This window comes from Rhizobium sp. BT04 (genome assembly GCF_030053135.1).
Lineage (GTDB): Bacteria > Pseudomonadota > Alphaproteobacteria > Rhizobiales > Rhizobiaceae > Rhizobium > Rhizobium binxianense.
This window is the reverse complement of sequence record NZ_CP125652.1, coordinates 3,935,601-3,958,445: the sequence shown is the minus strand read 5'-3', so window position 1 is coordinate 3,958,445 and position 22,845 is coordinate 3,935,601. Positions and strand designations below refer to the sequence as shown.

General features: G+C 61.6%; 23 protein-coding genes and 1 pseudogene. 7 read left to right on the top strand and 17 right to left on the bottom strand.

The window, feature by feature from the left end; translation table 11 throughout:
- Positions 1-45: 45 nt before the first annotated feature.
- From QMO82_RS27575 to QMO82_RS27555, 5 genes and pseudogenes are all read right to left on the bottom strand, one after another.
- Complete coding sequence (locus QMO82_RS27575) at positions 46-597, bottom strand: LemA family protein (protein WP_183605881.1); 552 nt, start codon at positions 595-597, stop codon at positions 46-48.
- A 68-nt stretch (positions 598-665) separates the two neighbouring features.
- Positions 666-2,445 (bottom strand): annotated as a pseudogene (locus QMO82_RS27570) (DUF2207 domain-containing protein).
- A gap of 163 nt (positions 2,446-2,608) precedes the next feature.
- Positions 2,609-3,565, bottom strand: coding sequence for a glycine--tRNA ligase subunit alpha (locus QMO82_RS27565; protein ID WP_183605880.1), 957 nt, complete (start codon positions 3,563-3,565; stop codon positions 2,609-2,611).
- Between the two features lie 134 nt (positions 3,566-3,699).
- Entirely contained in the window at positions 3,700-3,891 is a 192-nt protein-coding gene (locus QMO82_RS27560; protein ID WP_003584596.1) for a hypothetical protein, read from the bottom strand.
- A gap of 18 nt (positions 3,892-3,909) precedes the next feature.
- Positions 3,910-4,770, bottom strand: a complete 861-nt coding sequence (locus tag QMO82_RS27555) for a S49 family peptidase (protein ID WP_183605879.1) — start codon at positions 4,768-4,770, stop codon at positions 3,910-3,912.
- Between the two features lie 181 nt (positions 4,771-4,951).
- Here QMO82_RS27555 and QMO82_RS27550 point away from each other — a divergent pair, with 181 nt between their 5' ends.
- Entirely contained in the window at positions 4,952-6,292 is a 1,341-nt protein-coding gene (locus QMO82_RS27550; protein WP_283196555.1) for an Nramp family divalent metal transporter, read from the top strand.
- On the opposite strand, the gene QMO82_RS27545 is transcribed toward QMO82_RS27550, so the two are convergent.
- Both QMO82_RS27545 and QMO82_RS27540 read right to left on the bottom strand, forming a co-directional pair.
- A complete protein-coding gene (locus QMO82_RS27545) occupies positions 6,289-7,065 on the bottom strand; it encodes a tRNA1(Val) (adenine(37)-N6)-methyltransferase (protein WP_183605877.1) in 777 nt (258 codons plus the stop codon). The two genes, QMO82_RS27550 and QMO82_RS27545, sit on opposite strands and share 4 nt — an antisense overlap.
- A 6-nt stretch (positions 7,066-7,071) precedes the next feature.
- Positions 7,072-7,299, bottom strand: coding sequence for a DUF2007 domain-containing protein (locus QMO82_RS27540; RefSeq protein ID WP_003545870.1), 228 nt, complete (start codon positions 7,297-7,299; stop codon positions 7,072-7,074).
- Positions 7,300-7,407: 108 nt separating this feature from the next.
- Between QMO82_RS27540 and QMO82_RS27535 the strand changes: the two genes are divergently transcribed.
- From QMO82_RS27535 to moaB, 4 genes are all read left to right on the top strand, one after another.
- Positions 7,408-8,424 carry a polyprenyl synthetase family protein gene (locus QMO82_RS27535; protein WP_183605876.1) on the top strand — a complete coding sequence of 339 codons (1,017 nt, stop codon included), beginning with the start codon at positions 7,408-7,410 and terminating at the stop codon, positions 8,422-8,424.
- 134 nt (positions 8,425-8,558) lie between these two features.
- Positions 8,559-10,391 (top strand): tetratricopeptide repeat protein, encoded by a 1,833-nt coding sequence (locus tag QMO82_RS27530; protein ID WP_183605875.1) that lies wholly within the window; start codon positions 8,559-8,561, stop codon positions 10,389-10,391.
- A 12-nt stretch (positions 10,392-10,403) separates the two neighbouring features.
- Positions 10,404-11,300, top strand: a complete 897-nt coding sequence (locus tag QMO82_RS27525; RefSeq protein WP_283196554.1) for a 4-(cytidine 5'-diphospho)-2-C-methyl-D-erythritol kinase — start codon at positions 10,404-10,406, stop codon at positions 11,298-11,300.
- On the top strand, positions 11,300-11,851 hold the full coding sequence (gene moaB / locus QMO82_RS27520; protein WP_183605873.1) for a molybdenum cofactor biosynthesis protein B: 552 nt from the start codon (positions 11,300-11,302) through the stop codon (positions 11,849-11,851). Before QMO82_RS27525 ends, moaB begins: the two co-directional genes overlap by 1 nt.
- Before the next feature lie 6 nt (positions 11,852-11,857).
- Here moaB and QMO82_RS27515 read toward each other — a convergent pair whose 3' ends face one another.
- Together QMO82_RS27515 and QMO82_RS27510 are read right to left on the bottom strand one after the other, a co-directional pair.
- The gene (locus QMO82_RS27515) at positions 11,858-12,193 is read right to left on the bottom strand and encodes a hypothetical protein (protein ID WP_183605872.1); all 336 of its coding nucleotides are present in this window, start codon (positions 12,191-12,193) and stop codon (positions 11,858-11,860) included.
- Positions 12,194-12,380: 187 nt separating this feature from the next.
- A complete protein-coding gene (locus tag QMO82_RS27510) occupies positions 12,381-12,899 on the bottom strand; it encodes a glycosyl transferase (RefSeq protein ID WP_183605871.1) in 519 nt (172 codons plus the stop codon).
- Positions 12,900-13,038: 139 nt separating this feature from the next.
- Here QMO82_RS27510 and QMO82_RS27505 point away from each other — a divergent pair, with 139 nt between their 5' ends.
- Both QMO82_RS27505 and QMO82_RS27500 read left to right on the top strand, forming a co-directional pair.
- A complete protein-coding gene (locus tag QMO82_RS27505; protein ID WP_183605870.1) occupies positions 13,039-14,196 on the top strand; it encodes a PA0069 family radical SAM protein in 1,158 nt (385 codons plus the stop codon).
- Positions 14,197-14,416: 220 nt separating this feature from the next.
- Complete coding sequence (locus QMO82_RS27500; protein ID WP_183605869.1) at positions 14,417-15,103, top strand: ribonuclease HII; 687 nt, start codon at positions 14,417-14,419, stop codon at positions 15,101-15,103.
- Positions 15,104-15,503: 400 nt separating this feature from the next.
- Here QMO82_RS27500 and QMO82_RS27495 read toward each other — a convergent pair whose 3' ends face one another.
- The 8 genes from QMO82_RS27495 to QMO82_RS27460 form a co-directional block, all read right to left on the bottom strand.
- Positions 15,504-15,995 (bottom strand): F0F1 ATP synthase subunit B, encoded by a 492-nt coding sequence (locus tag QMO82_RS27495; RefSeq protein ID WP_183605868.1) that lies wholly within the window; start codon positions 15,993-15,995, stop codon positions 15,504-15,506.
- A 3-nt stretch (positions 15,996-15,998) separates the two neighbouring features.
- Entirely contained in the window at positions 15,999-16,622 is a 624-nt protein-coding gene (locus QMO82_RS27490; protein WP_183605867.1) for a F0F1 ATP synthase subunit B, read from the bottom strand.
- 77 nt (positions 16,623-16,699) lie between these two features.
- The gene (locus QMO82_RS27485; protein WP_003545854.1) at positions 16,700-16,927 is read right to left on the bottom strand and encodes a F0F1 ATP synthase subunit C; all 228 of its coding nucleotides are present in this window, start codon (positions 16,925-16,927) and stop codon (positions 16,700-16,702) included.
- Positions 16,928-16,993: 66 nt separating this feature from the next.
- Positions 16,994-17,746: a F0F1 ATP synthase subunit A gene (locus tag QMO82_RS27480; RefSeq protein ID WP_183605866.1), complete on the bottom strand. Its 753-nt coding sequence runs from the start codon at positions 17,744-17,746 to the stop codon at positions 16,994-16,996.
- A 62-nt stretch (positions 17,747-17,808) separates the two neighbouring features.
- On the bottom strand, positions 17,809-18,141 hold the full coding sequence (locus QMO82_RS27475; RefSeq protein WP_183605865.1) for an AtpZ/AtpI family protein: 333 nt from the start codon (positions 18,139-18,141) through the stop codon (positions 17,809-17,811).
- A gap of 271 nt (positions 18,142-18,412) precedes the next feature.
- Positions 18,413-19,606 (bottom strand): cell wall hydrolase, encoded by a 1,194-nt coding sequence (locus tag QMO82_RS27470; protein WP_183605864.1) that lies wholly within the window; start codon positions 19,604-19,606, stop codon positions 18,413-18,415.
- 280 nt (positions 19,607-19,886) lie between these two features.
- Positions 19,887-21,785, bottom strand: a complete 1,899-nt coding sequence (locus QMO82_RS27465) for a potassium transporter Kup (protein ID WP_183605863.1) — start codon at positions 21,783-21,785, stop codon at positions 19,887-19,889.
- 18 nt (positions 21,786-21,803) lie between these two features.
- A complete protein-coding gene (locus QMO82_RS27460; protein WP_183605862.1) occupies positions 21,804-22,781 on the bottom strand; it encodes a magnesium transporter CorA family protein in 978 nt (325 codons plus the stop codon).
- Between the last annotated feature and the right edge of the window lie 64 nt (positions 22,782-22,845).

Genomic DNA, 22,845 nt, shown 5'->3' with positions numbered 1-22,845 from the left:
CCCTTGCTCTTAATCTCTTTCTCGCAAAGGCAAAATGCCGGATCGTCAGAATTTCACGCTGGGGACGGCGCGGTCGGCCTCGTTGGTGATTTCGAAATATTCCCGCTTGGCAAAACCGAACTGGCCGGCGACGAGATTGGAGGGGAAGCTTTCGACCTTGACGTTCAGGTCGCGGGCGGCGCCATTGTAATAACGCCGCGCCATCTGCAGCTCGCCTTCCATGGTTTCGAGCGAGGCCTGGAGCTCGGCAAAGTTCTGGTTGGCCTTGAGATCGGGATAGGCTTCGGCGAGCGCGATAACCCGGCCGAGCGCCTGGCCGAGCAGGCCTTCCGCCTGCGCCCTGCCCGCAACATCGCCTGATGGCACGGCCTGCGCCTTGTTGCGGAGCGAAACCACCTCTTCGAGCGTGGTCTTTTCATGGGCGGCATAACCCTTGACCGTCTCGATCAGGTTCGGGATCAGATCGGCGCGGCGCTTGAGCTGGACGTCGATGCCCGACCAGGCCTCTTCCGCCATCTGCCGCGCGCGAACCAGGCCGTTATAGATGAAGACGACGTAGAGTGCGATGACAACGATAATAGCCAGTATCACATACATGCAGATCAGCTCCCCGATTTGATGATCGCACGTTAGTGATTCGGCATAACAAAGTCATCTTGGCGTGGTCATTCTTCGGCCGATTTCACGAAGACTTTGAAAATACCTTTGGTCGAAGAGCTTATCCGCCAGTCGGGAGCATAGGCATCCATCCTTTCGCTCTCTCGCCAGACATTGAAGCGTTCCGTCCAGCAACGCTCGACGTCAAGCGCAACAGCGAACGGCAGATGGTGCTCGTAGCACTCGGTCGACATTGCCGGGCCATCAATCTCGCCCCGCAAATAACGGTCCAAACTCAGCACGTTATCGCGGATCTCGCGCTGCTTCGGCGTTGGCACGCGCAGCGTTGCCGCGACGACGATGATGCCCGCAATATCCAGCAAGATCGCCACCAGATATGGCTGCTGCTCGCTGATCACCTCGGTGGTCCCAATGTAGTAAAGCGAAAGAATCATCAGCACCGGAAGACCGAGACATACTCCCAATACCTGCCTGAAGTCCGCGAGGCTTGGGCGCTCCTCTGGGCGCAGCAACGCCGAGACGGCACCCAAAGACGTCAGCAATATGCCGCAGATGGCTGCCGAAAAAATCAAAAGGCCCGAGAAAATAGGCGACAGCAATGCCAAGAGTCAGAATGGAGAAAATAGCTCGCGAAACCCACCGATCTTTGCCTCTGAGCTTCTGATATTCCGCAACGACTGTCTTGTGCAATTCATCTTCGAGGCCATACCAGGCATATAGAACCCTGCGCCTGTCATCGACAGGCCGCTCTCTTTCAATCCGCTCAAATACCAGACGTGTTGCATCGGGAAGGCTATACCATCTGGCGCCGGTCACCTTGCGTTTCCCGCGCGCTTGCTTGGCAGACAAATCCGAAGCCTCGGCATCTTCGCCAAAGCCGGAAATGCGAAACTTTCGCTTCACTGCGAGATGGCAGACAGACGCCGTAAAAGCTGCCATTGCCGCACCCGCCTTCCAGTTTCGGAACAGATAGGCGGCGAGCGCCGGGGATATGCCCTCCGTCGTTTTGCTATCGAGGCCTGTCAAAGCTGGAGGCGAGCGCCGGCCGAGCGACAATCTCAACGCTACAAACAGACTGGCGATCAGCGGCCCTAAAATGCTTATGAATGCGAGAAAGTGGTCGGAGAGCCACCAGCGCACGAGCTTGTCGCTCGTCCCACTCAGGAACGTTCCTCGGGGATAGTCGATCTCGATGTCCGGCAGAACCCGGTCTCCCTTCCCTGCTGCAATGGACACCAGGATCTCGTTCGGTGCGTTCTGTGTGATCTCGTAGGCCGGCGGGTCAAGATGCGAACGGCGCAGCACTCCGCCCGGCGGGATCGTGAGAGTTACGATCTTTCTCGCACCCTGGCCGTGAATGCGCCCCATATAGGCCGGGAGGAAAAGCACCTGACGATCGCCCTCCTCACGGACCAGGCGCCCCAGGCGGTAAGCGATCTCTATGTTGCCGGGGCCGGGGGGCAGGTCGGCACGACAGTTCTTGCAGTGCCATTCGCCAATATAGATCGAATAGCCCGGCACGTTGTTTTCTTTGAAGTAATGTTCGTCACCACCGTCACGCTGGGCGGTTACCAGATTGAAATCCCGCCAGTGAGCACCGCCTGACGCATCCGTGAAACGTTGAGGTATATCGACGTAAACGCCGCCGTAATTTTCCGCTTTCTTGACGGAGATGTCGAAGCGTTCCGAAACCAAGGCAGTGCCGTCGGGGGACACGTTGACCGCGCTTTTTGCCGACTGGACAGTAAACTCCTTGTCAAAATCGCTACACGAGGTCAGGAAGACCAGAATTGCGCATGACATGAGCCATGAGAAAATTCGCGGCATCCCGCCTGCGAAGCTCATGAATAGGATTTTAAAATAAAGAATACCGCTCTTCAAAAGACAGACCGAATCTATACCTGATCGAAACAGCCGATAAGATAGTCATCGAGCGGCTCGCGTAAAAGACGCACAGTCTCGGAAGCGATGAAATTTAAAGAAGCGGCTTTTACGCCGCCTCTTTCGACAGGTTGACGCCGCCGGCATCGGTCAGCAGGAAGGCTTCGCCGCAGGCCTTGGCAAGCGTGCGAACGCGCAGGATGTAACTCTGGCGCTCGGTGACCGAGATGACGCCGCGGGCGTCGAGCAGGTTGAAGACGTGGCTGGCCTTGATGCATTGGTCATAGGCCGGGAAGACGCATTTGTGCAGGCGCTGGTTGGCGTTGTCACCAGGCGCGCCGGCATCGAGCAGTGCCCGGCACTCCTTCTCGGCATCGACGAAGTGGCGATGCAGCATCTCGGTATTGGCGAATTCGAAATTATGACGCGAATATTCCTGCTCGGCCTGCAGGAAGACGTCGCCATAGCTGATCTTCTCGTCGCCTTCGCGGCCGTTGAAGTTCAGGTCATAAACATTGTCGACGCCCTGGACATACATGGCCAAGCGCTCGAGACCGTATGTCAATTCGCCTGCGACCGGCGAGCATTCGATGCCGCAGACCTGCTGGAAATAGGTGAACTGCGAGACTTCCATGCCGTCGCACCAGCATTCCCAGCCGAGGCCCCAGGCGCCGAGCGTCGGGCTTTCCCAGTCGTCTTCGACGAAACGGATATCGTGCAGCAGCGGATCGAGACCGATCGCGGCCAGCGAGCCGAGATAGAGTTCCTGCAGGTTGGGCGGGTTCGGCTTCAGAATGACCTGATACTGGTAATAATGCTGCAGTCGGTTCGGGTTCTCGCCATAACGGCCGTCCGACGGGCGGCGGGAGGGCTGGACGTAGGCCGCCTTCCACGGCTTGGGGCCGAGGGCGCGCAGCGTCGTGGCCGGGTGAAAGGTGCCGGCGCCGACTTCCATGTCGTAGGGCTGCAGCACCGCGCAACCCTTGTCCGCCCAGTAGCTATGCAGGGTCAGGATCAGCGCCTGGAAGGAGCGCTTCGGGTTCATATGGTCTGGGATAGCTGACATCGAACGGCACCGATTGCTTGGGAATTATCGGCGCGACAGGTGCCATGGAGGGCGGCGGGGGTCAAGAGTTTTGCGGCGGCCGAGAGAGCCGGATGGGCAGAGCAGTCGCGGCGCCTTACTTCGTGCTCGTGATTTTATTCCTCATCGCGCTTCAGCCGATATTCCCCCGTCACCGGATCCTTGACCAGCGTGCCGATGGCGCCGGTCTGGCGCTCCTTTTCGGCGCGGCGCGACTTTTCGGCGAGTTTGCGGGCATCGGAGACGAAGCGGCGGTAGAGCCACCAGGCTGAGAAGACCAGGACCAGGATCGTGATAAGCTGCGCCATTCCCCTCTCCTGCTCTCCTTAAAGCCCGAAACGGCTCCACAATGCTCTTTCTTCGGCCGCTTCGACAAGCCCCGTCGCGAGACCGGATGCCGCACTTTCGAGCGAGACCGGCGATACGCCGGGGATACGGCGGCCGAGCAGGCCACGGCCGGCAGTGACGAGCTCCAGCTTGGTCTTCTGGCCGTAGCGCCGCTTCAGTTCCTGGCGCATGTCGCCGAGGCCATCGATGAGGCCGAGTTCGAGGCCGCGCGTGCCGCTCCAGAACAGGCCGGAGAAGACCGCCGCGTCGTCCCCCAGCTTGCCGGCGCGGCGCTCGCGCACCATCGCGATGAAGACCTGATGGATTTCGAGCTGCAGGCTCTTCAGGTATTCGATGTCCTTTTCCTTTTCCGGCTGGAAAGGATCGAGGATCACCTTGTTTTCACCCGCGGTATAAACGCGGCGCTCGACGCCGATCTTCTTCAGCAATTCGGGAAAACCGAAACCGCCGGAAACGACGCCGATCGAGCCGACGATCGAGGTGGCGTCGGCGATGATCTCGTCGCCGGCAAGCGCGATCATGTAACCGCCGGAAGCGGCGACGTCCTCGACGAAGACCAGAACCTTCTTCTGCTTCTCGCGGGCAAGCTCCCGAATACGGGTGAAGATCAGCCGCGACTGGACCGGCGAGCCGCCCGGCGAATTGATGGAGATGGCAACCGCCGGCGCGTCCTTCATGGCGAAGGCCTTTTCCAGCACCGGCGCGACATTGGCGAGATTGAGAGCCGGCCGGAACTGGCCGCCGCCGCTGATGATCGCGCCCTGCAGCCGGACGACCGGGATGGTGACGCCATCCTTGCGGAACCGTTTCGGCAGCAGTTTTCTCAACAATCCGGCCATCTCTAATCCTTCGCTTCGCGTCGTCTGATCGTCAATCGCGATCGGCATCCATGTATGCGCTGGAACGACAAACGCAATGGCCGCGTTCTCAAAACATGCAGTTTGATTTTCTTGTTGCGAATGACTTGCATTATCATTCTAATCCGTCATAGTGCACGCGAGATAAACAGGTGGAAAACGCATGGACGCCCTAAACCCGAATGCAAACCGCGGCTGGCGGCACGAACGCGGCGAGGCATCGCTATCGGATGTCTACCGCACCGTCGGAACGGGGCGTCACAGCTCGGCATGGCGGCGGGCGGCAGCCTTCGCCGGGCCGGGCTACATGGTCGCCGTCGGCTATATGGACCCCGGCAACTGGGCGACCTCGCTCGCCGGCGGCTCGAAATTCGGCTATGCGCTGCTGACCGTCGCCCTGCTTTCCAACCTGATGGCGATCGTGCTGCAATCGCTCTGCGCACGCCTGGCGATCGCATCGGGCCGCGACCTCGCACAGGCCTGCCGCGACGCCTTTCCGAAATATGTCTCGGTGCCGCTCTGGGCCTTTGCCGAGATCGCCATCATCGCCACCGACATCGCCGAGGTGATCGGCACGGCGATCGGCCTCAACCTGTTGATGGGCATCCCGCTCGAACTCGGCGTGCTGATCACCGCGCTCGACGTCTTCGTCATCCTCTTCCTGCAGAAGCTCGGTTTCCGCTGGGTGGAGGCCTTCATCATCGCGCTGCTCGGCGGCATCGCGATCTGCTTCGGCGTGCAGATCCTGCTTGCCGATCCGCAATGGGGCGCCGTCCTCACCGGCTTCTTCCCGACCACCGAGATCGTCACCAATCCGGAGATGCTCTATCTGGCGCTCGGCATTCTCGGCGCCACCGTGATGCCGCACAATCTCTACCTCCATTCCGGCATCGTGCAGACGCGGGCCTATGGCCACACCATTCCGGAGAAGAAGGAGGCGCTGACCTTTGCGACGATCGACTCGACAGTGGCGCTGTGCTTTGCGCTGCTGATCAACGCCTCGATCCTGATCCTGGCGGCGGCTGCCTTCAATGCGCATGGGAAGACCGATGTCGTTGAGCTCGGCGATGCCTATTCGCTGCTGTCGCCGCTGCTCGGCCTTGCCATCGCGCCGACGCTGTTCGGCATCGCGCTTCTCTGCTGCGGCCTCAATTCAACGGTGACGGCAACGCTTGCCGGCCAGATCGTCATGGAAGGCTTCCTGAAGATCCGGCTGAAGCCGTGGGTACGCCGGCTGATCACCCGCGCCATCGCCATCGTGCCGGCGGCGATCGTCACCATCTGGTATGGCGACAAGGGCACGGCCGAGCTGTTGATCCTCACGCAGGTGGTGCTCAGCCTGCAGCTTTCCTTCGCGGTCTTCCCGCTTGTGATGTTCACCGCCAGCAAGGCCAAGATGGGCGAACTCGTGGCGCCACGCTGGCTGAGCGGCATCGCTTATATGATCGCGGTCGTCATCGCCGGGCTGAACGTCAAGCTGCTCTTCGACTTCGTCACCGGCTAAATCCTACGGTAAGCCGCCCGGCCATTGTTGAAATCATCGACGAGAGGGGAGAACTTGTGGCTCCCCTCTTCGTGCATGATGAGGGCCGCCCGCAGCGACAGCCGGGCCCGCGACCCCTTGATACCAGTCACCAGAATGCGCACGGCATTTTCACCCGGACGCGGATGGATGGCGGTGATTTCGATGCCGCCGAAGCGCCGGCCGCAGGCATCGATGATCTCGGCGATCGACTGGGGCCTGGCGATCAGCGACAACTGCCCGCCCGGGATCATGATGGCGCCCGCCGTGCGGATCCAGCTTTCGAACAGGCCATCGGTCATCGCATGGGCTTCGGCCTTCAGCGCATCCGGCGTGCGCCGATCGCCGGCGTCGTTGAAGGGCGGGTTCATGATGACGTGATGGAAACTCTCATCGATGAGACCGGCATCGTTGCGCGCCTTGGCGGTCAGCGTTACATCGGCCTCGACGACGCTGACGCGGCCCGCGACATGGGCATTGTCGGGCAAGAGGATGCTGCGGCGGGCATAATCGGCCATCTCGGCCGAGCGCTCGAAGAGCACAACCTGCGTCTCGGCAAGCCGCGAGGCGACGGCAAGGCCGGCAGCGCCGGCGCCGGCGCCGAGATCGGCAACCCTGACCGGGCGATCGTCGGCAACGAGAGCCGCAAGCAGCATCGCATCCATGCCGGAACGATGGCCCCTGCCCTTCGGCTGCACCACATGGAAGGCGCCGCGATGAAAGGCATCGATGGTGTCAATGGGTTCCCCGGTCATCGGAGCTCACTTCCGCTCGCGCAACTCGCCGCCGAGACCGGCATCGGTGAGGATGCGGCGCGCCTGATCGGCCATCTCCTCATCCACCAGCAGGCGGCGCGACAGCATGCCGAGCGAGCCTTCCAGCACGCTCATGCCCTGATCGGCGATGAAGCAGTGAATTCCCGCATCCTTCATCAAACTCTCGGCATAAGAGAGCAGAACGGGGTCGTTGGCGCGGATAAGCTCATGCATTTGCCGTCGTTTTCCTTCCAATTTCGTTCAGCGCGACAATTCACCCCTTGCCGCCTGCATCGCCCCTTTCTATTGTCAGGTGCAATGAATGAACAGGAGTCCGGGTCGTTGGGCGTGGTCATACCGCTTGAAGAAAGCAAAAACAAACTGGCATCCATCAAGCCATTGGTCGATCTCACCAGGGTTGATATGGAGCGAGTAAACCAGCTCATTCTGTCCAAGGCCGGCTCCGACGTGCAGATGATCCCTGAGGTGGCGAACCATCTGATTTCGTCAGGCGGCAAGCGGCTGCGGCCGATGCTGACGCTGGCCGCCGCCTCGCTGTTCGACTACAGAGGCGAAAATCACGTCAAACTCGCGACCTCGGTCGAATTCATGCACACCGCAACGCTGCTGCATGACGACGTCGTCGACGAAAGCGACCTGCGCCGCGGCAAATCGACAGCGCGGATGATCTGGGGCAACCAGGCAAGCGTGCTGGTCGGCGACTTCCTGCTCGGCCAGGCCTTCCGCATGATGGTCGAAGTCGGCTCGCTCGATGCTCTCGACGTGCTGTCCTCGGCCGCCTGCGTGATCGCCGAAGGCGAAGTGCTGCAGCTTTCCGTCGCCAAGAACATGGAGACGACGGAGGACGATTATCTCGCCGTCATCCGCGCCAAGACGGCGGCGCTTTTTGCCGCCGCCGCCGAAGTCGGGCCGATTGTCGCAGAGGCCGGCAAATCCGGCCGCAACGCGCTGAAGTCCTACGGCATGAATCTCGGGCTCGCCTTCCAGCTGGTCGACGACGCGCTCGACTATGGCGGCAAGGCGGCCGACCTCGGCAAGAATGTCGGCGACGATTTCCGCGAGGGCAAGATCACCCTGCCGGTTATTCTCGCCTATCGCCGCGGCACCGAGGACGAGCGCGCCTTCTGGCGCGATGCGATCGAAGCCGGCAACAGCACCGCCGCCAACCTGGAAAAAGCGCTGGGGCTGATCACCAAATATGGGACGCTCAGCGACACGATCGGCCGGGCGATCCATTACGGCACGATCGCCCGCGACGCGCTTGCACCGCTCCCCGATACGGCCTGGAAATCCGCCCTGATGGAAGTGATCGATTTCTGCATCGAGCGCGTCAACTGATCAAACGTCCTTGATCGCAGGCTGATTTTCTTGCGGCGCCGCTTCAAAAAAGCCATCCTGTTATGAATCAGTGATCACAACTGATTTTGCGACCGGCATCATCGCCGGGACGCTCTCGAAGAAAGGTTTCCCTAATGCGGCAGAGATTCGCCATCCGTCTTCTTACGAGCGCAGCGCTAGTGGCTGTTCTTTCGCTCGGCGGCGTCGCCGGCGTGAACGCCGAGGATGCGGCCAAGACGGGCGATGCCGGCAAGACCGACAGCTTCGATGCCGACAGCGTCACCTCCTTCTCCGGTGCCTTCCTCGCGGCGCGCACGGCCGATGTCGATCATGATTACCCAACGGCGATCGAACTCTACAAGAAGGCGCTGCAGATCGAGCCCGGCAATCCGGAGATTCGCCAGCGGCTGATGATCTCGCTGCTGCTCAACGGCGACATCAAGGAGGGCGTCAAATATGCCAACGACCTGAAGGGCGATCCTTCCGTCGAGCGCATCACCACGATCGTGCGCGGCATGGATGCCGTGCGCCGTGACGACTACAAGACCGCCGAGGCCATCCTCAAATATAACGGGCCGAACGATCTCGACCGGATGATGAACGACCTGCTGCTCGCCTGGGCCCGCGTTGGCGCCGGCCGCGGCAAGGAAGCACTCACCATGGTCGAGAAGATGAAGGGACCGGACTGGTTCCGCATCTTCCAGAATTACAATGCCGGCGCCATCGCCATCGCCACCGGCGACGTGAAATCCGCCCGAAAGCATCTGAACGATGCCGTGCTCGACAAGGAGGGCGGTGCGACGGCGCCCGACACCTTCATGCGCGCGGTGATGGCGCTTGCCCGCCTCGAAGCCCAGCAGGGCAACAAGCAGAAGGCGCTCGACGCCGTGTCCGTCGGCGACAATCTGCTGCCGAACTATGCGCCGCTGAACGCGCTGCGCGACAGCATCGAAAAAGACCAGAAGCAGGAACAGCAGGTCAAGACCGCCGAAGAAGGCGCTGCCGGCGTGCTGTTTTCGGTCGGCGGCGCGCTGAACCGCGACGGCGCCGAGGACATCGTCTCGCTGTACCTGCAGACGGCCAATGCGCTCGATCCGAACAGCGCCGATACGCTGGTGCTGCTCGGCGGTATCGCCGAGAAGCAGAACCAGATGGACCGCGCCATCGCGCTCTACAAGCAGGTGCCGGAAAATTCGCCGATGCGGCGCATCTCCGAGCTGCAGCTCGGCCTTGCCCTTGCCCAGGGCGGCAAGGTGGACGAGGCACGCAAGCATCTGCAGGCGCTGATCGCCTCCGACCCGAAGGACATCCGCAGCTACCTGGCCTATGGCAGCGTGCTCTCCGACGCCAAGGACTACGAGGCGATGGCCGCCAATTACGACAAGGCGGTCGAAGCGATCGGCCCCATTCCCGGCCGCGCCAATTGGAGCGTCTTCTTCCAGCGCGGCATCGCCTATGAGCGGCTGAAGAAGTGGGACCAGGCCGAACCGAACTTCCGCAAGGCGTTGGAGCTCAACCCCGACCAGCCGCAGGTGCTGAACTATCTCGGCTATTCCTGGATCGACATGAACCGGAACCTCGACGAAGGCCTCAGCATGATCAAGAAGGCCGTCGATCTTCGCCCCGACGACGGCTACATCATCGATTCGCTCGGCTGGGCCTATTTCCGCCTCAACCGCTTCGACGATGCCGTCGACGAATTGGAGCGGGCCGCCCAGATCAAGGCCGGCGATGCGACGATCAACGACCATCTCGGCGATGCCTATTGGCGCGTCGGCCGCAAGCTCGAGGCCGTCTATCAGTGGAACCGGGCGCTCAGCTCCGAGCCTGAAGCCACCGAAATTCCGAAGATCAAGGACAAAGTCGCCAACGGCCTGCCTCCCGTCAGCGACGATGCCAAGGCGGCCGACAAGAAGCAGCCGGACCCGGCACCGGTCACCCCGCCGCCGGTCGACAAGAAATCCTGACGGGCCGAAAATATGCCTGAAGAGGGCCTGGCCGAGGCTTTCGGCGTCACCGAAGAGGCGCGCGCGAAGATCAACCTCGCCCTGCATGTGACGGGCCAGCGGGCAGATGGCTATCATCTGCTCGACATGCTGGTGACCTTCGCCGATTGCGGCGACCGGCTGGGCTTCCTGCCTTCGCAGGCCGACACCTTCACCCTGTCGGGCCGCTTCGGCGAAACGCTTGCCGGCGATGGTGGCACCAATCTGGTGCTGCGGGCGCGCGATCTGCTGCGCGAAGCGGTCGGCGCCCTCGCCTTCCCGGTCCATATCCACCTGCAAAAGAACCTGCCGATCGCCTCCGGCATCGGCGGCGGTTCGGCCGATGCGGCCGCGACGCTGCGCGGCCTGATGCGGCTCTGGGGCATGAGCTTGCCGGCTTCAGCGCTTGCCAACCTCTCGCTGAGGCTCGGCGCCGATGTGCCGATGTGCCTTGAGAGCCGGCCGCTGATTGCCCGCGGCATCGGTGAAAAGATCGAAGCCGTGCCGGGTCTGCCCGCCTTTGCCATGGTGCTCGCCAATCCGCTGAAAGGCGTCTCGACGCCGGAGGTTTTCCGGCGGCTGGCCGCGAAGAACAATCCGGCGCTGAACCTGGCTTCAAATCTTGCTGGGACTGCCGACTGGCTCGCGGCGATCAGCATCGCCCGCAACGACCTGGAGCCGCCGGCACGCGAACTCGTGCCCGAGATTTCGGCGATCTCGGCAACGCTGCAAGCCCGCGGCGCCCTGCTCACCCGCATGTCCGGCTCCGGCGCCACTTGTTTCGGGATCTTTGCTACTATGGCCGCAGCGCAGGAGGCGGTGGCAGGTCTTCACGGCGAGCGGCCGGACTGGTATTTCCAGGCGACGGAAACGGTTTCGGGAGGCAGGTGATGGCAGGTCTGGACGAAAAGCGGCCCTTCATCGCCGTCGGCATCGCGATTCTCACCGTCTCGGATACGCGCACGCCGGAGACGGACAAATCAGGCGACACGCTGGCGGCGCGAATCACCGAGGCCGGCCACAGGCTGGTCGACCGGGCGATCGTGCCCGATGATCGCGAGAAAATCGCCGCACGGGTGAAGGCCTGGACGGAGAGCAAAGACATCGACGTCGTCATCACCACTGGTGGTACCGGCTTTACCGGCCGCGACGTGACGCCGGAGGCGGTGGAGCCGTTGTTCGAAAAGCGCATGGACGGCTTTTCCGCCGTCTTCCACCGCATCTCCTACGAGAAGATCGGCACGGCGACGATCCAGTCGCGCGCGACGGCAGGCGTTGCCAATTCCACCTTCATCTTTGCACTGCCGGGATCGCCCGGCGCCTGCCGGGATGCCTGGGACGGCATTCTGAAAGGACAGCTCGACTATCGCAGCGTGCCCTGCAATTTCGTCGAGATCATGCCGCGTCTGGACGAGCATCTGAAACGCGGCGCGACCAAATAGAATTCGCTATGTGGCAAGGCCCGGCAGAGCCGGCATTGTTTCCCAGCTGTCACCCGACAGCAGGATGCAGCTTATGCCGTGAACATCCGTGACGACGAGTGTCCAGGTTCCGCTTTCGGCGGCGTAGACTTCGAGGACGGCGTTCTGGTTGACCAGTCCGACAGCCGTGAGCTTTTCAGCGAAGTTCCTGTCGAGGAACTTGATAACCTCGGATCGGCCTGCGCAACTGAGCATCGTCTGCGATGCTGCCGAATGCGGATGCGCGATCACCAAAGCCGGCAATATGACGGCCAGCAGGCCGTAGATCATACCGCGTACGCCGTAGATCATACCGCGTGTCATGACGCACCTCCTTTCGCCGGGAACCCGGCAGAAGAGGAGATTTTCGCGGACCTGTTCTGCCGCTCACCGGCATTCCATGGCCATTCCGTTGCGAAGCGCGGCGCTTCGACGGCGCCATATTTGAATTATAGCGCGAAATCCTATTGGGCGCCATCTTTTGCGAGAGCCATGGAGAGTATCGCGGCACCTACCGTGCGGCGCGGGCGACCCAGGAGGGAATGAGTTCGCTCGCCAGCTTGCGCGGCTTCTGGCCTTTGACGAATTCCGTAAGAGCCATCCCGCTTTTGGCGGTGGCGAGCGCCAGCTTTTTCGGCACGAGGAAACCAAGCTCCAGCGGGGGTACGGTGCGGCCGACACGCTGGAAGAACGGGCGCCGATAGCCCCTCGACGCGGTAAAGCGCGCCGGCAGCTTGTTCAGCGCCACATATTCGGCGATCTCATCGATCCAGCCGGCCTGCGGTCTGGCGCCCGGCTCGACGAAGAGCAGCCATTCGCCGCGGGCGGAGCGGACGATGTCCTTGATATCCCATTGTGAATGGAAGCGGCAGCCGGCAGCGTCGGCCACTCGTGAGGTACCGTCGCGCGAGCCGTGATCGAGCACGATCACATCGCTGACAAGCCCTTCCACCGCGCCTGCCACCAGTACCGATAAAGTCTGCGCCAGCTCAGATTCCTGATCATGGCATTCGAGAACAACCGTCAACATCGACTATTCATAATGCGCCGCACAAATTTTTGCCAGCACCGTTTTCCGCATTTTGTTCTTGCATTGTTCTGCTTTTACCGATAGGAATTTAATCATCAAAACGGGCGGGAGCAATGGCTTTCCGCCGCGGGAGAATCCGATGAGAGAGCAGTCCCTGGCAGGGCAGGCCGCATTCGCGCCTGCCAATACGGCAGATATTGCCGATGCAATGATCGTTTCCTCCGGTTTGAGAGTCGAGGTCGATCGGCGGCGCGGCCGTGGGGCGGGATTGAACCCGACAGGGCGGTTCGAGGCACTGCAGCGGGAGAGCTTCGACGACGGATGGCAGACCTGGGAAGAGCTACCGCCGTTCAAGACGGAGGTGCAGATCGAGAAACCGCGCACGGCCATCACCCGCAACGAATCGCCTGATATTTCCTTCGACCGCTCGATCAATCCCTATCGCGGCTGCGAGCATGGCTGCATCTATTGTTTCGCCCGGCCGACGCATGCCTATATGGGACTGTCCGCCGGGCTCGATTTCGAGACGAAGCTGTTTGCCAAGCCGGATGCGGCAAAGTTGCTGGAGCGAGAACTCGCCAAGCCCGGCTACAAGGTGCGGGTGATCGCCATCGGCACCAATACCGACCCTTATCAGCCGATCGAGAAGGAGTGGCGCATCATGCGCGGCATTCTCGAGGTCTTGAACAAGGCGAACCATCCGGTGTCGATCGTCACCAAGTCGGCGATGATCCTGCGCGATCTCGACATTCTGCAGGAGATGGCAGCCAAGAACCTGGTGCGCGTCGGCATCTCGGTGACCACGCTCGATCGCAAGCTAGCCCGGACGATGGAGCCGCGTGCCGCCACGCCGCCGCGGCGGCTGGAGACAATCCACACGCTTGCCGAAGCCGGCATACAGACGGCCGTGATGGCCGCCCCGCTCATTCCGGCGCTGAACGATCATGAGCTGGAGCGCATCCTCGAATCGGCCAAGGCTGCTGGCGCTGCCGAGGCGAGCTACGTCATCCTGAGGCTGCCGCTCGAGGTCAGCCCGCTGTTTCGTGACTGGCTGCTGCAGCATTATCCCGATCGTTACCGGCATGTGATGTCGCTGGTGCGCTCGATGCGCGGAGGCAAGGATTATGATGCCGAATTCGGCAAGCGCATGAAGGGCGCCGGTCCCTATGCCTGGCAGATCGCAAGGCGCTTTGAGATGGCCGCCCGGCGTTTCGGCCTGACGCGACGCAGCGTGCCGCTGCGCGACGATCTGTTTATTCCGCCCGATGGCAGCGGCGTGCAGCTGTCGTTTCTTTGACCTTTTGTGTTTACGCAATTCCAGCAAGACCGCTTCACACTTTTCCTGGAATTGCTTCGAGCTTGCGCATCGGCTGCTCAGAAAAACCGCCCTGTTTTCGAGCCCCGAGCGCAATTCCCGCGGATGGCCTTGACTGCCACCATCCGCCGGACCGGTCCCCGGCCGCCGCCCTGATCCGGGGACTTGCGGGAAATCGGGTTGGCGTGCGAGGTTCAGCCGCATGAAACCTCGCACGCCACCCGATTCTCCCCTGCTGTTCGACACGGCTCCGCTCGTGCCGGATTTCAAGCTCGAGCTCAAAGCCCGCAAGGCCGGCCACTGGCCGGTCGCCGGCGCCGATGAGGCGGGCCGCGGGCCGCTGGCAGGACCCGTCGTCGCCGCTGCCGTCATCCTCGATCCCAAGCGCATCCCCGAGGGTCTGAACGATTCCAAGCAGCTTTCGGCGCAACGGCGGGAGGAATTGTTCGTGCAGATCCTGGCAACCGCCACCGTCTCCATCGCCTCCTCCAGCTCGACGCGCATCGACGAGACGGATATTCGCAAGGCAAGCCTCGACGCCATGCGCCGCGCCATTTGCAGCCTCGCCATTCCGGCAAGCTACGTGCTGACCGACGGCCTCGACGTGCCGCCCGGCCTCGATTGCCCTGGACAGGCCGTGGTCAAGGGCGATGCCCGCTCGGTTTCGATCGCCGCCGCCTCGATCGTCGCCAAGGTGACACGCGACCGGATGATGGCGCGGGCGCATCATGTATTTCCGGATTACGGCTTTGCCGCGCATGTGGGCTACGGCACGGCACAGCACCGCGCCGGCATCGAGAAACACGGCCCCTGCTCCCTGCATCGGATGAGTTTTAGGCCGTTGCGCAAGGTCGAGGACGGTCCAGAGATGGATGAGCTGATCTCCTAGGTCGTCAAGAAAAGGCCGGTATATCCCTCCGTCAGACTGCCGATCAGCCCCTCATCCGCCTGCCGGCACCTTCTCCCCGTAAACGGGGCGAAGGGGACATGCCGAAGCCTTTCCGTCCCCCTCCGCCCTCTCCATTTCCAGCTCACTCTTGCATGGTGTTGCCCTCTCCGTCCCGAAGGGAAGAGGGGACGCGCCATGAGAGAGGCGGCGCGGAACGGAACGTCTCGGCTTGGTCCCTTCGCCCCGTTTACGGGGAGACGGTGGCGGCAGCCAGTGAGGGGCGGACGGTGGATGAGGAACACCGACCTTGCTCCGCAAGAGACCGAGCAAAAACAGGCCTTATCAACAAAGAAAGGCCGGGACATGCCCGGCCTTCGCTCTCAATCTTTTCGAAAACAGCTCAGTTGAGCCGTGTCTTGACCTGGCCGACGGCATTGCCGAAGAGCTCGGACTGGACCTTGGCATCGGCCTGCTTGGCGAGCACCGTTTCGGCGGCCGCGATTGCAAGATCGACGGCGGCGGAACGCACCGCCTTCATCGCCTCGGCCTCGGCCTGCTTGATCTTCTGCTCGGAAAGCGCCGTGCGGTTGGCGACGAATTCTTCCGTCTTCTTCTTCGCCTCAGTGGTCAGCATTTCGGCTTCGCGCTCGGCGGCGGCAACGATGTGAGCCGCTTCGGCTTCCGCTTCCTTGCGCTTGCGCTGGTATTCGGCGAGCAGGTGCTGGGCCTCCTCGCGCAGACGCTTGGCTTCGGCCAGTTCGTTGCGGATCTGGTCGGCGCGGTCGTCGAGCGACCGTGCCATCATGCCCGGAACCTTCAGGTAGACGACCAGCGCCAGGAAGAGGACGAGGCCGACAAAGGCGAAGAAAGTTGCGTCAAGGTGAAATTCCATCGATCAACCCTCCTTCTTGGCAGCTGCGACGGCAGCGGCGACATCGGCCTTGGCGACCGTGCCGCCGATCAGCTGATCGACCACGGCAGCCGCGGTTTCCTCGGCAATGGTGCCGACGTCGGCGAAGGCCTTGGCCTTGATCTCGCCGATGCGGAGTTCGGCAGCCTTGATCTTTTCCGACAGGCTCGCCTCGACAGTGCGGCGATCCTCTTCGGCCTTGGCCTTGGCGGCATCGCGTGCGGCAGAGCCGATCGCGTTGGATTTGGCGCGGGCAGCGGCCAGTTCACCTTCATAGGTCTGGACAGCCGCGTCGGCTTCCGCCTTCAGGCGGCCTGCTTCTTCCAGATCCTGGGAGATGCGCGTATGACGCTGATCGAGAATGGCCCCGATGCGCGGCGCGATGACCTTTTGCATGAGGAGGTAGAAGACGCCGAACGTGATCACCAGCCAGAGCAGCTGGGATGCGTAGGTCGTCGAATCGAAAGGCGGGAAAGGGCCACGGGCGTGTTCGCCTTCGGCAACACCAGTCTCGGTATGGACCTCGCCTGCGGCCGGAGCGGCATGCGCATCCGTACCCGTCGCTGCCGCCGGTGCTTCCTCAGCGTAAGCCGGGGTCACAAAAAACATGCTCACCTCCAGGTGGACTGCAAATGCAAAGGATCACGGCTTGCGGTCGCAGGCCGTGATCCATCTATTCGCCGATATCAGACGGCGAAAAGGAGGAGGAGAGCGACGAGCAGCGAGAAGATGCCCAGAGCTTCCGTAACGGCGAAGCCGAATACCAGACGGCCGAACTGGCTGTCAGCGGCAGACGGATTGCGCAGTGCGCCGGAGAGGTAGCTGCCGAAAATATTGCCGAGGCCGAGAGCCGTACCGGCCATACCAAAGCAAGCCAGGCCTGCACCGATGTACTTTGCTGCTTCCGCTTCCATGTTGAACTCCTTTGAATGGTTGTTGCGGCGAATGACTGACGCCCTTTGACGTCGTTGTCGTTATCCTTAGTGCCCGCCCGGATGGATCGCGTCGTTGAGGTACATGCAAGTCAGCACCGCAAAGACGTAAGCCTGGAGGAAGGCGACGAGGAACTCGAGACCGGTCAGGGCGACCGTCATGATGAGAGGAAGAACGGCTCCGCCGACACCGACAGCACCAAGGGCTCCAAGCGAGGCGACGAAGCCTGCGAACACCTTCAGCGTGATATGGCCGGCAAGCATGTTGGCGAAAAGACGAACCGACAGCGAAATCGGACGGGAGAGGAAGGAGATGATTTCGATCGTGACGACCAGCGGCAACAGAATGCCCGGCACGCCCGAGGGCACGAAGACATTCAGGAAGTGAAAGCCGTGCTTGTAGAAACCGTAGACGAGAACCGTGCCGATGACGAGGATCGCCAGCGCGAAGGTGACGATGATCTGGCTGGTGACCGTGAAGAAATACGGAAACATGCCGAGCAGGTTCGCCGTCAGGACGAACATGAAGAGCGAGAAGACCAGCGGGAAGAATTTCATTCCCTGCTTGCCCGCGCCTTCCTTCAGCATGTTGGCGATGAATTCATAGGACATTTCCGCGACCGACTGAGAACGGCCCGGCACGATGGCGCGGTTCGAGGTCGAGAAATAGAGGAAGCCAACGGCTACGGCAGCCGAAGCGGCCATGAAGAGCGATGCATTGGTGAACGAAAAATCAATTCCGCCGATTTCGATCGGCACAATCTTCTGGATCAGGAACTGATGAGTCGGATCGTTAGACACCGCTTGTTCTCTCTCTTTGGCCCGCAGGACGCGGGGTCATTGCACTGGACCGGGACCGGCCCTTATTTCTTGTCGTCGTCGAGCGGATGGGCCACCACCCCCGCAGAACGCAGCACGTTCAGAACGCCGGCACAGAATCCGAGAAGCAGAAGAACAATCAAACCCCAAGGCGCCGTGCCAACAAAACGGTCGAGGACATAGCCAAGGAAGGCACCGACGAGGATCGCAGCAATGAACTCGCTGGAAAGCTTCATCGCCTGAGCATAACCTTTACGGCTTACCTCGGCACGAGCTTCGCTTGCCTCGTCCACTTTTGCCTCGACGCGCTTGGTCGCGAGTTCCGCTTCCAGTTGCGCACGGCGCTTCTCAAGACTTTCCTCGCGGTCGTCCGCCATGGATCTCTCCTCGCCTGCCCGTCGCCCGCACTCCCGCTACCCCGGTCATTCGGACCCCGGACACGAGGGTTGAAACCCTTCCGGCCCGTTCTGAAGTCGCGCGCAACATAGTTTTAGGGATTGGTATAGTCAAGGCGTAGACAGCTTCTGTCCAGCCAGAAAATAATTCCATCGAATCAAAGAGATAAACCGATTTTGGGTCGATTGCTTAAATTCGATGGAAAGAATCCGCTTTTAAGCCCGGCAAATCTGCTTGCCCCGGCGATTTATCTCAGCTCCAGCCGCCGCCGTAGGTGCGATAGAAGACGTGAAGACCGATGCGGCCGACCTTTTCCATGGTCTTTGCCCATTTCGGCCTGACATAGACGGCGTGATAGTGAGTCGCCGAGCCCACCTGTGGCAGCCAGATCTTGCCTGCCGTCACCGCCATCGCCACGTCGCGGGCCATCCGCCAATGATATTCCGAATTCACCCTGTCCTTGATGCTGTCGCAGGCGAAGGAGAACTGGCAGCGGTTGCGCCAATCCTCGTTCTGGTAGACGACGCCGCAGATCGTCTTGGGATAGGCAGGGTTGCGGACGCGATTGAGGATGACCTGGGCGACGGCCGCCTGGCCCTTCACCGATTCTCCACGCGCCTCGAAATAGATGCCGGAGGCAAGGCACTGCTGTTCGCGGGCGGAAAAGACGCTCGGCGCCAATATGCTTGCGGCCCAGGCATGGTCGCGCGGGCCGATCTCCGGAACGAAGCGGCCGCTATCCTGTTCGGTCAGGATCGAATCGAAGGGTGACTGGCGGGAATAGTCGGGTGCGGCCGGTCCATAGGCGGTGGCGAGCACATCGGCCTTGTTGCTGGTGACCAGGCTTGCGAGCAATGCCGGCACGCCCCTATCGGTCACCACAGGCTGCTTCTTATAGAAAGACGTGGCGATCTCGATTTCCTTGCCCTGGATCTTCGGCTTGACGAAAGCCGACCTGTCCTTGAGATCGAAGCTCGGGGTGAAGAGCATCTTGGTACGCTCGAGGATCGAGCCGGCGGAAAAGTCCTTCGGCGGCTGCATCTTCTCGACGGCGACGACGCGGCCTTTTTTGGTGGAGCGGTTGACGCGATCCTCGTCGGGCGTGTCCTCGTGGCCCCTATCCTTGTCAGTGCCCTTGTCCTTGGCGGTAAAGGCGACCTTACGGCCATCGGGCAGCACCATGCCGGCGCCGGCGGAGATCGAACCGGTCACCATCGGCTCGGCGAAAGCGAGCTCGGCCTGGTGGATGGAGCCGGCCGGCGAATTGGTCAGCACCATGCGCCAGTTCTGTCCTTCCCGGTCGAGACCAGCGAGCATGGCGGCGAGATCGGCATGGGATGCGACGCTCGGGAAAATCAGCCAGCCGGCGAGACCGAAGATAACCGGCGACACCCAGTTCTCGGGAAGAAGACGCAGCTTGCTACGGGAAGAGCTCTTTCGACGCAACACGAACTCCGGGCATAGGACGCGGGAACATGCCCCTATAAATCTCGCATTAACCTTGACGTCCGGTTAACGGGCCGTGCCGGAATGTGACTGTGAGAACTTTTGGATGTTCTAATGTGTCTTAAAAGGTCCCTCCCCCAACCCCTCCGCACACCCGGGGAGGACTAACCGGAGCGCGCGCCTCGTCCCACTCGAAACATCGCAGATATGGAAACGGGTGCGACAGGTTAAGCCCCTCCCCTTGTGGGGGAGGGGTTTGGGGCGGGGTCTCTGCCACCCATCAAATAATAACGTGCGAGCCCAGTTCCACCACGCGGTTGGCCGGCAGGCGGAAGTAATCCGACGGGTTGGCGGCGGCGTTGGCGAGCGCGATGTAGAGCCGGTCCTGCCAGTAAGGCATGCCCGACTTGGCGTCCGGCACCAGCTTGCGGCGACCGAGATAGAAGGAGGTCGACATGATGTCGAACTTCAGTCCCGTCTTGCGCAGCGTCGCCAGGGCTTGCGAGACGTTCTGCGATTCCATGAAACCGAACAGCAGTTCGACGCGGGAGAAGCGTTCGGAAATCTGCTCGACCTTGTAGCGGTCCTGGCTGGGGACGCGCGGCTTGTTGACGGTGCGGATCGTCAGGATGACATTGCGGTCGTGGAGCACATGGTTGTGCTTGAGATTGTGGAGAAGCGCGGCGGGGGCCGATTCCGGATCGCTGGTCAGGAAGATCGCGGTGCCGGGAACCTGGGCCGGCGAATGTTCGCTCTTGCGCTCGATCGAACTGACGAAGGAGGGGAGCGGGATATCGGTGTGGCGGGTCTTTTCCATGAGGATCGCGGTGCCGCGGCGCCAGGTCCACATGATGACGGTGAAGGCGGTGGCGATCAGGATCGGGATATAACCGCCGTCGTGGATCTTCAAAAGGTTGGCGCCGAGGAAGATCAATTCGAGCACAACCAGCGGCGCAAGCGCCATCACCGCAACCGGCAGCGACCAGTTCCAGCGGGCACGAACGAATTCGAAGGCCATGATCGAGGTGACGACCATGGCGCCGGTGACGGAGATGCCATAGGCGGTGGCCAGCGCGTCCGACGTCTTGAAACTCAGGACCAGGAAGATGACGCCGATGAACAGCACGGCATTGACCGAAGGCACGAAGATCTGCCCGGTATTGGTTTCCGAGGTGAAGAGGATTTCCATGCGCGGCAGGAAGCCGAGGTTGATGCCCTGGCGCACCATCGAAAAAGCGCCCGTGATGACCGCCTGGCTGGCGATGATCGTCGCCGCGGTCGCCAGGATGACGACCGGCAGCAGCGCCCATTTCGGATACATCAGATAGAAGGGATCGGACATCGTCGCCGGATTGCCCAGCACAAGCGCGCCCTGCCCGAGATAGTTCAGCGTCAGCGCCGGGAAGACCAGCAGGAACCAGGCCCACTGGATCGGGCGGCGGCCGAAATGGCCGAGATCGGCATAGAGCGCCTCGGCGCCCGTCACCGTCAGGAAGACGGCGCCGAGCACGACGACGCCGTAAAAGCCCTCATGCAGCAGGAAGCTGACGGCATAATAGGGATTGAAGGCGGCAAGGATGCCGTAATCGTCCGAGATATGGGAAATGCCGGCGGCGGCCATGACGAGGAACCAGACGGCGGTGATCGGACCGAAGAACCGCGCGACGGCGCCGGTGCCGCGCGATTGCACGACGAAGAGCAGCGCCAGGATCACCACCGAGATCGGCACGATATATTCCGAGAGGCTTGGCGTGACGAGCTTCAGGCCCTCGACCGCCGACAGCACCGACAGCGCCGGCGTGATCATCGCGTCGCCGAGAAAGAGGGCAGCGCCCATCAGGCCGAGCAGCATCAGCAAGGCGGTGTGGCCGTTGGCGGTCTTCATCAACAGGGCGAGCAGCGACAGCGTGCCGCCCTCCCCTTCGTTGTCGGCGCGCAGCAGGAAGAGCACATATTTGATGGTGACGATGATCGTCAGCGCCCAGATCATCAACGAGATCAGGCTGATGACCTCGAAACGGGTGACGCCGTCATGGGCGACAGGCTTCAGCGCCTCGCGAAAGGCATAGAGCGGGCTGGTGCCGATATCGCCGTAGACGACGCCGATGGAACCCAGCGTGAGATAAAACAGCTTTTTCGGCGTCATCTGGGATTCGTTCGGATGGCTCTCTTCGGACATGAAGTTGCAACAGGCTCCTCAGAGCCAGCCTTTCCAGCGGAAAAAGAAAAAGGGGATGACGGCTGATATCACCATCAGGGCCAGCGAATAGGGATAACCCGCGGCCCAGGCCAGTTCCGGCATGACCTGAAAATTCATGCCATAGATGGAAGCGACCAAGGTCGGCGGCAAGAACACCACCGAGGCAATCGAGAAAATCTTGATGATCGAGTTCTGCTCGATGTTGATCAGCCCGAGCGAAGCGTCGAGCAGGAAGGTGATATTGCCGGCGACGAAGGCGGCATGCTCCGACAGCGACTGGATATCGCGCGAGACGGTACGGCAGAGTTCCTTCGCCTCACGGTCCTGCTGCATCGCCGGGATCGTGTGAAAGAAGGTGAGCAGGCGGGACAGCGAACCGAGGCTGTCGCGCACCTTGCTGATCGTCCGGTGATAGCCGGCGATATCCCTGAGCTTCTCCTCGAGATAGTTCGAGGGCTTGCGCACCTTCTTTGCCCGATCACCGAAGACATGCATCGACAGGATGTCGATGCGCGAGACGGAGATCTCTAGGATCTCGGCGGTGCGGTCGACGATCGTCTCCAACAGCTTGGCGAGAAGGGCAGCGCCGCTGCGCCAATTTTCCGGCAGCCGATGAAGGGCGGCGATGAACAGCGCAAAGGATTTGGGGTGGGCGTAACGGATGGTGACCAGGCGATTTCCGGCCAGGATGAAGGCGACATCGGTCAGCGTCGGCGCGTCGGTATCAGCCTTCCAGAGCAGCGAGGCGGTCATGAAGACGGCATCGTTTTCGACATAAAGACGGGCGGAAGGCTCGATATCCTTGAGATCGTCGCGGGTCGGGACCTCGATGCCGAGAACCTTCTCGACATAGAGCTCCTCGTCGCGGGTCGGCTCGATCATGTCGATCCACACCACATCCTCGGGGAAGGATGCGGCATGCGACAGGTCGCGAATTTCGACCGACGTGCAATTGGAACAGTAGGCGGTGATCAACGGCAGCCTCTCCGATGCTCACGGCGCTTCGCGGCCAGTGCGCTTTTCATCGCAAGCCTTTCCC

What these genes read in the sequence shown, in the direction of transcription:
- QMO82_RS27560 (WP_003584596.1), bottom strand. Translation starts at nt 3,891, where the DNA reads ATGGCGCAGCTTATCACGATCCTGGTCCTGGTCTTCTCAGCCTGGTGG.
- QMO82_RS27525 (WP_283196554.1), top strand. Translation starts at nt 10,404, where the DNA reads ATGCCTGAAGAGGGCCTGGCCGAGGCTTTCGGCGTCACCGAAGAGGCG.
- QMO82_RS27575 (WP_183605881.1), bottom strand. Translation starts at nt 597, where the DNA reads ATGTATGTGATACTGGCTATTATCGTTGTCATCGCACTCTACGTCGTC.
- QMO82_RS27485 (WP_003545854.1), bottom strand. Translation starts at nt 16,927, where the DNA reads ATGGAAGCGGAAGCAGCAAAGTACATCGGTGCAGGCCTGGCTTGCTTT.
- QMO82_RS27465 (WP_183605863.1), bottom strand. Translation starts at nt 21,785, where the DNA reads ATGTCCGAAGAGAGCCATCCGAACGAATCCCAGATGACGCCGAAAAAG.
- QMO82_RS27475 (WP_183605865.1), bottom strand. Translation starts at nt 18,141, where the DNA reads ATGGCGGACGACCGCGAGGAAAGTCTTGAGAAGCGCCGTGCGCAACTG.
- QMO82_RS27500 (WP_183605869.1), top strand. Translation starts at nt 14,417, where the DNA reads ATGAAACCTCGCACGCCACCCGATTCTCCCCTGCTGTTCGACACGGCT.
- QMO82_RS27550 (WP_283196555.1), top strand. Translation starts at nt 4,952, where the DNA reads ATGGACGCCCTAAACCCGAATGCAAACCGCGGCTGGCGGCACGAACGC.
- QMO82_RS27510 (WP_183605871.1), bottom strand. Translation starts at nt 12,899, where the DNA reads ATGTTGACGGTTGTTCTCGAATGCCATGATCAGGAATCTGAGCTGGCG.
- moaB (WP_183605873.1), top strand. Translation starts at nt 11,300, where the DNA reads ATGGCAGGTCTGGACGAAAAGCGGCCCTTCATCGCCGTCGGCATCGCG.
- QMO82_RS27540 (WP_003545870.1), bottom strand. Translation starts at nt 7,299, where the DNA reads ATGCATGAGCTTATCCGCGCCAACGACCCCGTTCTGCTCTCTTATGCC.
- QMO82_RS27530 (WP_183605875.1), top strand. Translation starts at nt 8,559, where the DNA reads ATGCGGCAGAGATTCGCCATCCGTCTTCTTACGAGCGCAGCGCTAGTG.
- QMO82_RS27555 (WP_183605879.1), bottom strand. Translation starts at nt 4,770, where the DNA reads ATGGCCGGATTGTTGAGAAAACTGCTGCCGAAACGGTTCCGCAAGGAT.
- QMO82_RS27505 (WP_183605870.1), top strand. Translation starts at nt 13,039, where the DNA reads ATGAGAGAGCAGTCCCTGGCAGGGCAGGCCGCATTCGCGCCTGCCAAT.
- QMO82_RS27565 (WP_183605880.1), bottom strand. Translation starts at nt 3,565, where the DNA reads ATGTCAGCTATCCCAGACCATATGAACCCGAAGCGCTCCTTCCAGGCG.
- QMO82_RS27545 (WP_183605877.1), bottom strand. Translation starts at nt 7,065, where the DNA reads ATGACCGGGGAACCCATTGACACCATCGATGCCTTTCATCGCGGCGCC.
- QMO82_RS27515 (WP_183605872.1), bottom strand. Translation starts at nt 12,193, where the DNA reads ATGACACGCGGTATGATCTACGGCGTACGCGGTATGATCTACGGCCTG.
- QMO82_RS27490 (WP_183605867.1), bottom strand. Translation starts at nt 16,622, where the DNA reads ATGTTTTTTGTGACCCCGGCTTACGCTGAGGAAGCACCGGCGGCAGCG.
- QMO82_RS27495 (WP_183605868.1), bottom strand. Translation starts at nt 15,995, where the DNA reads ATGGAATTTCACCTTGACGCAACTTTCTTCGCCTTTGTCGGCCTCGTC.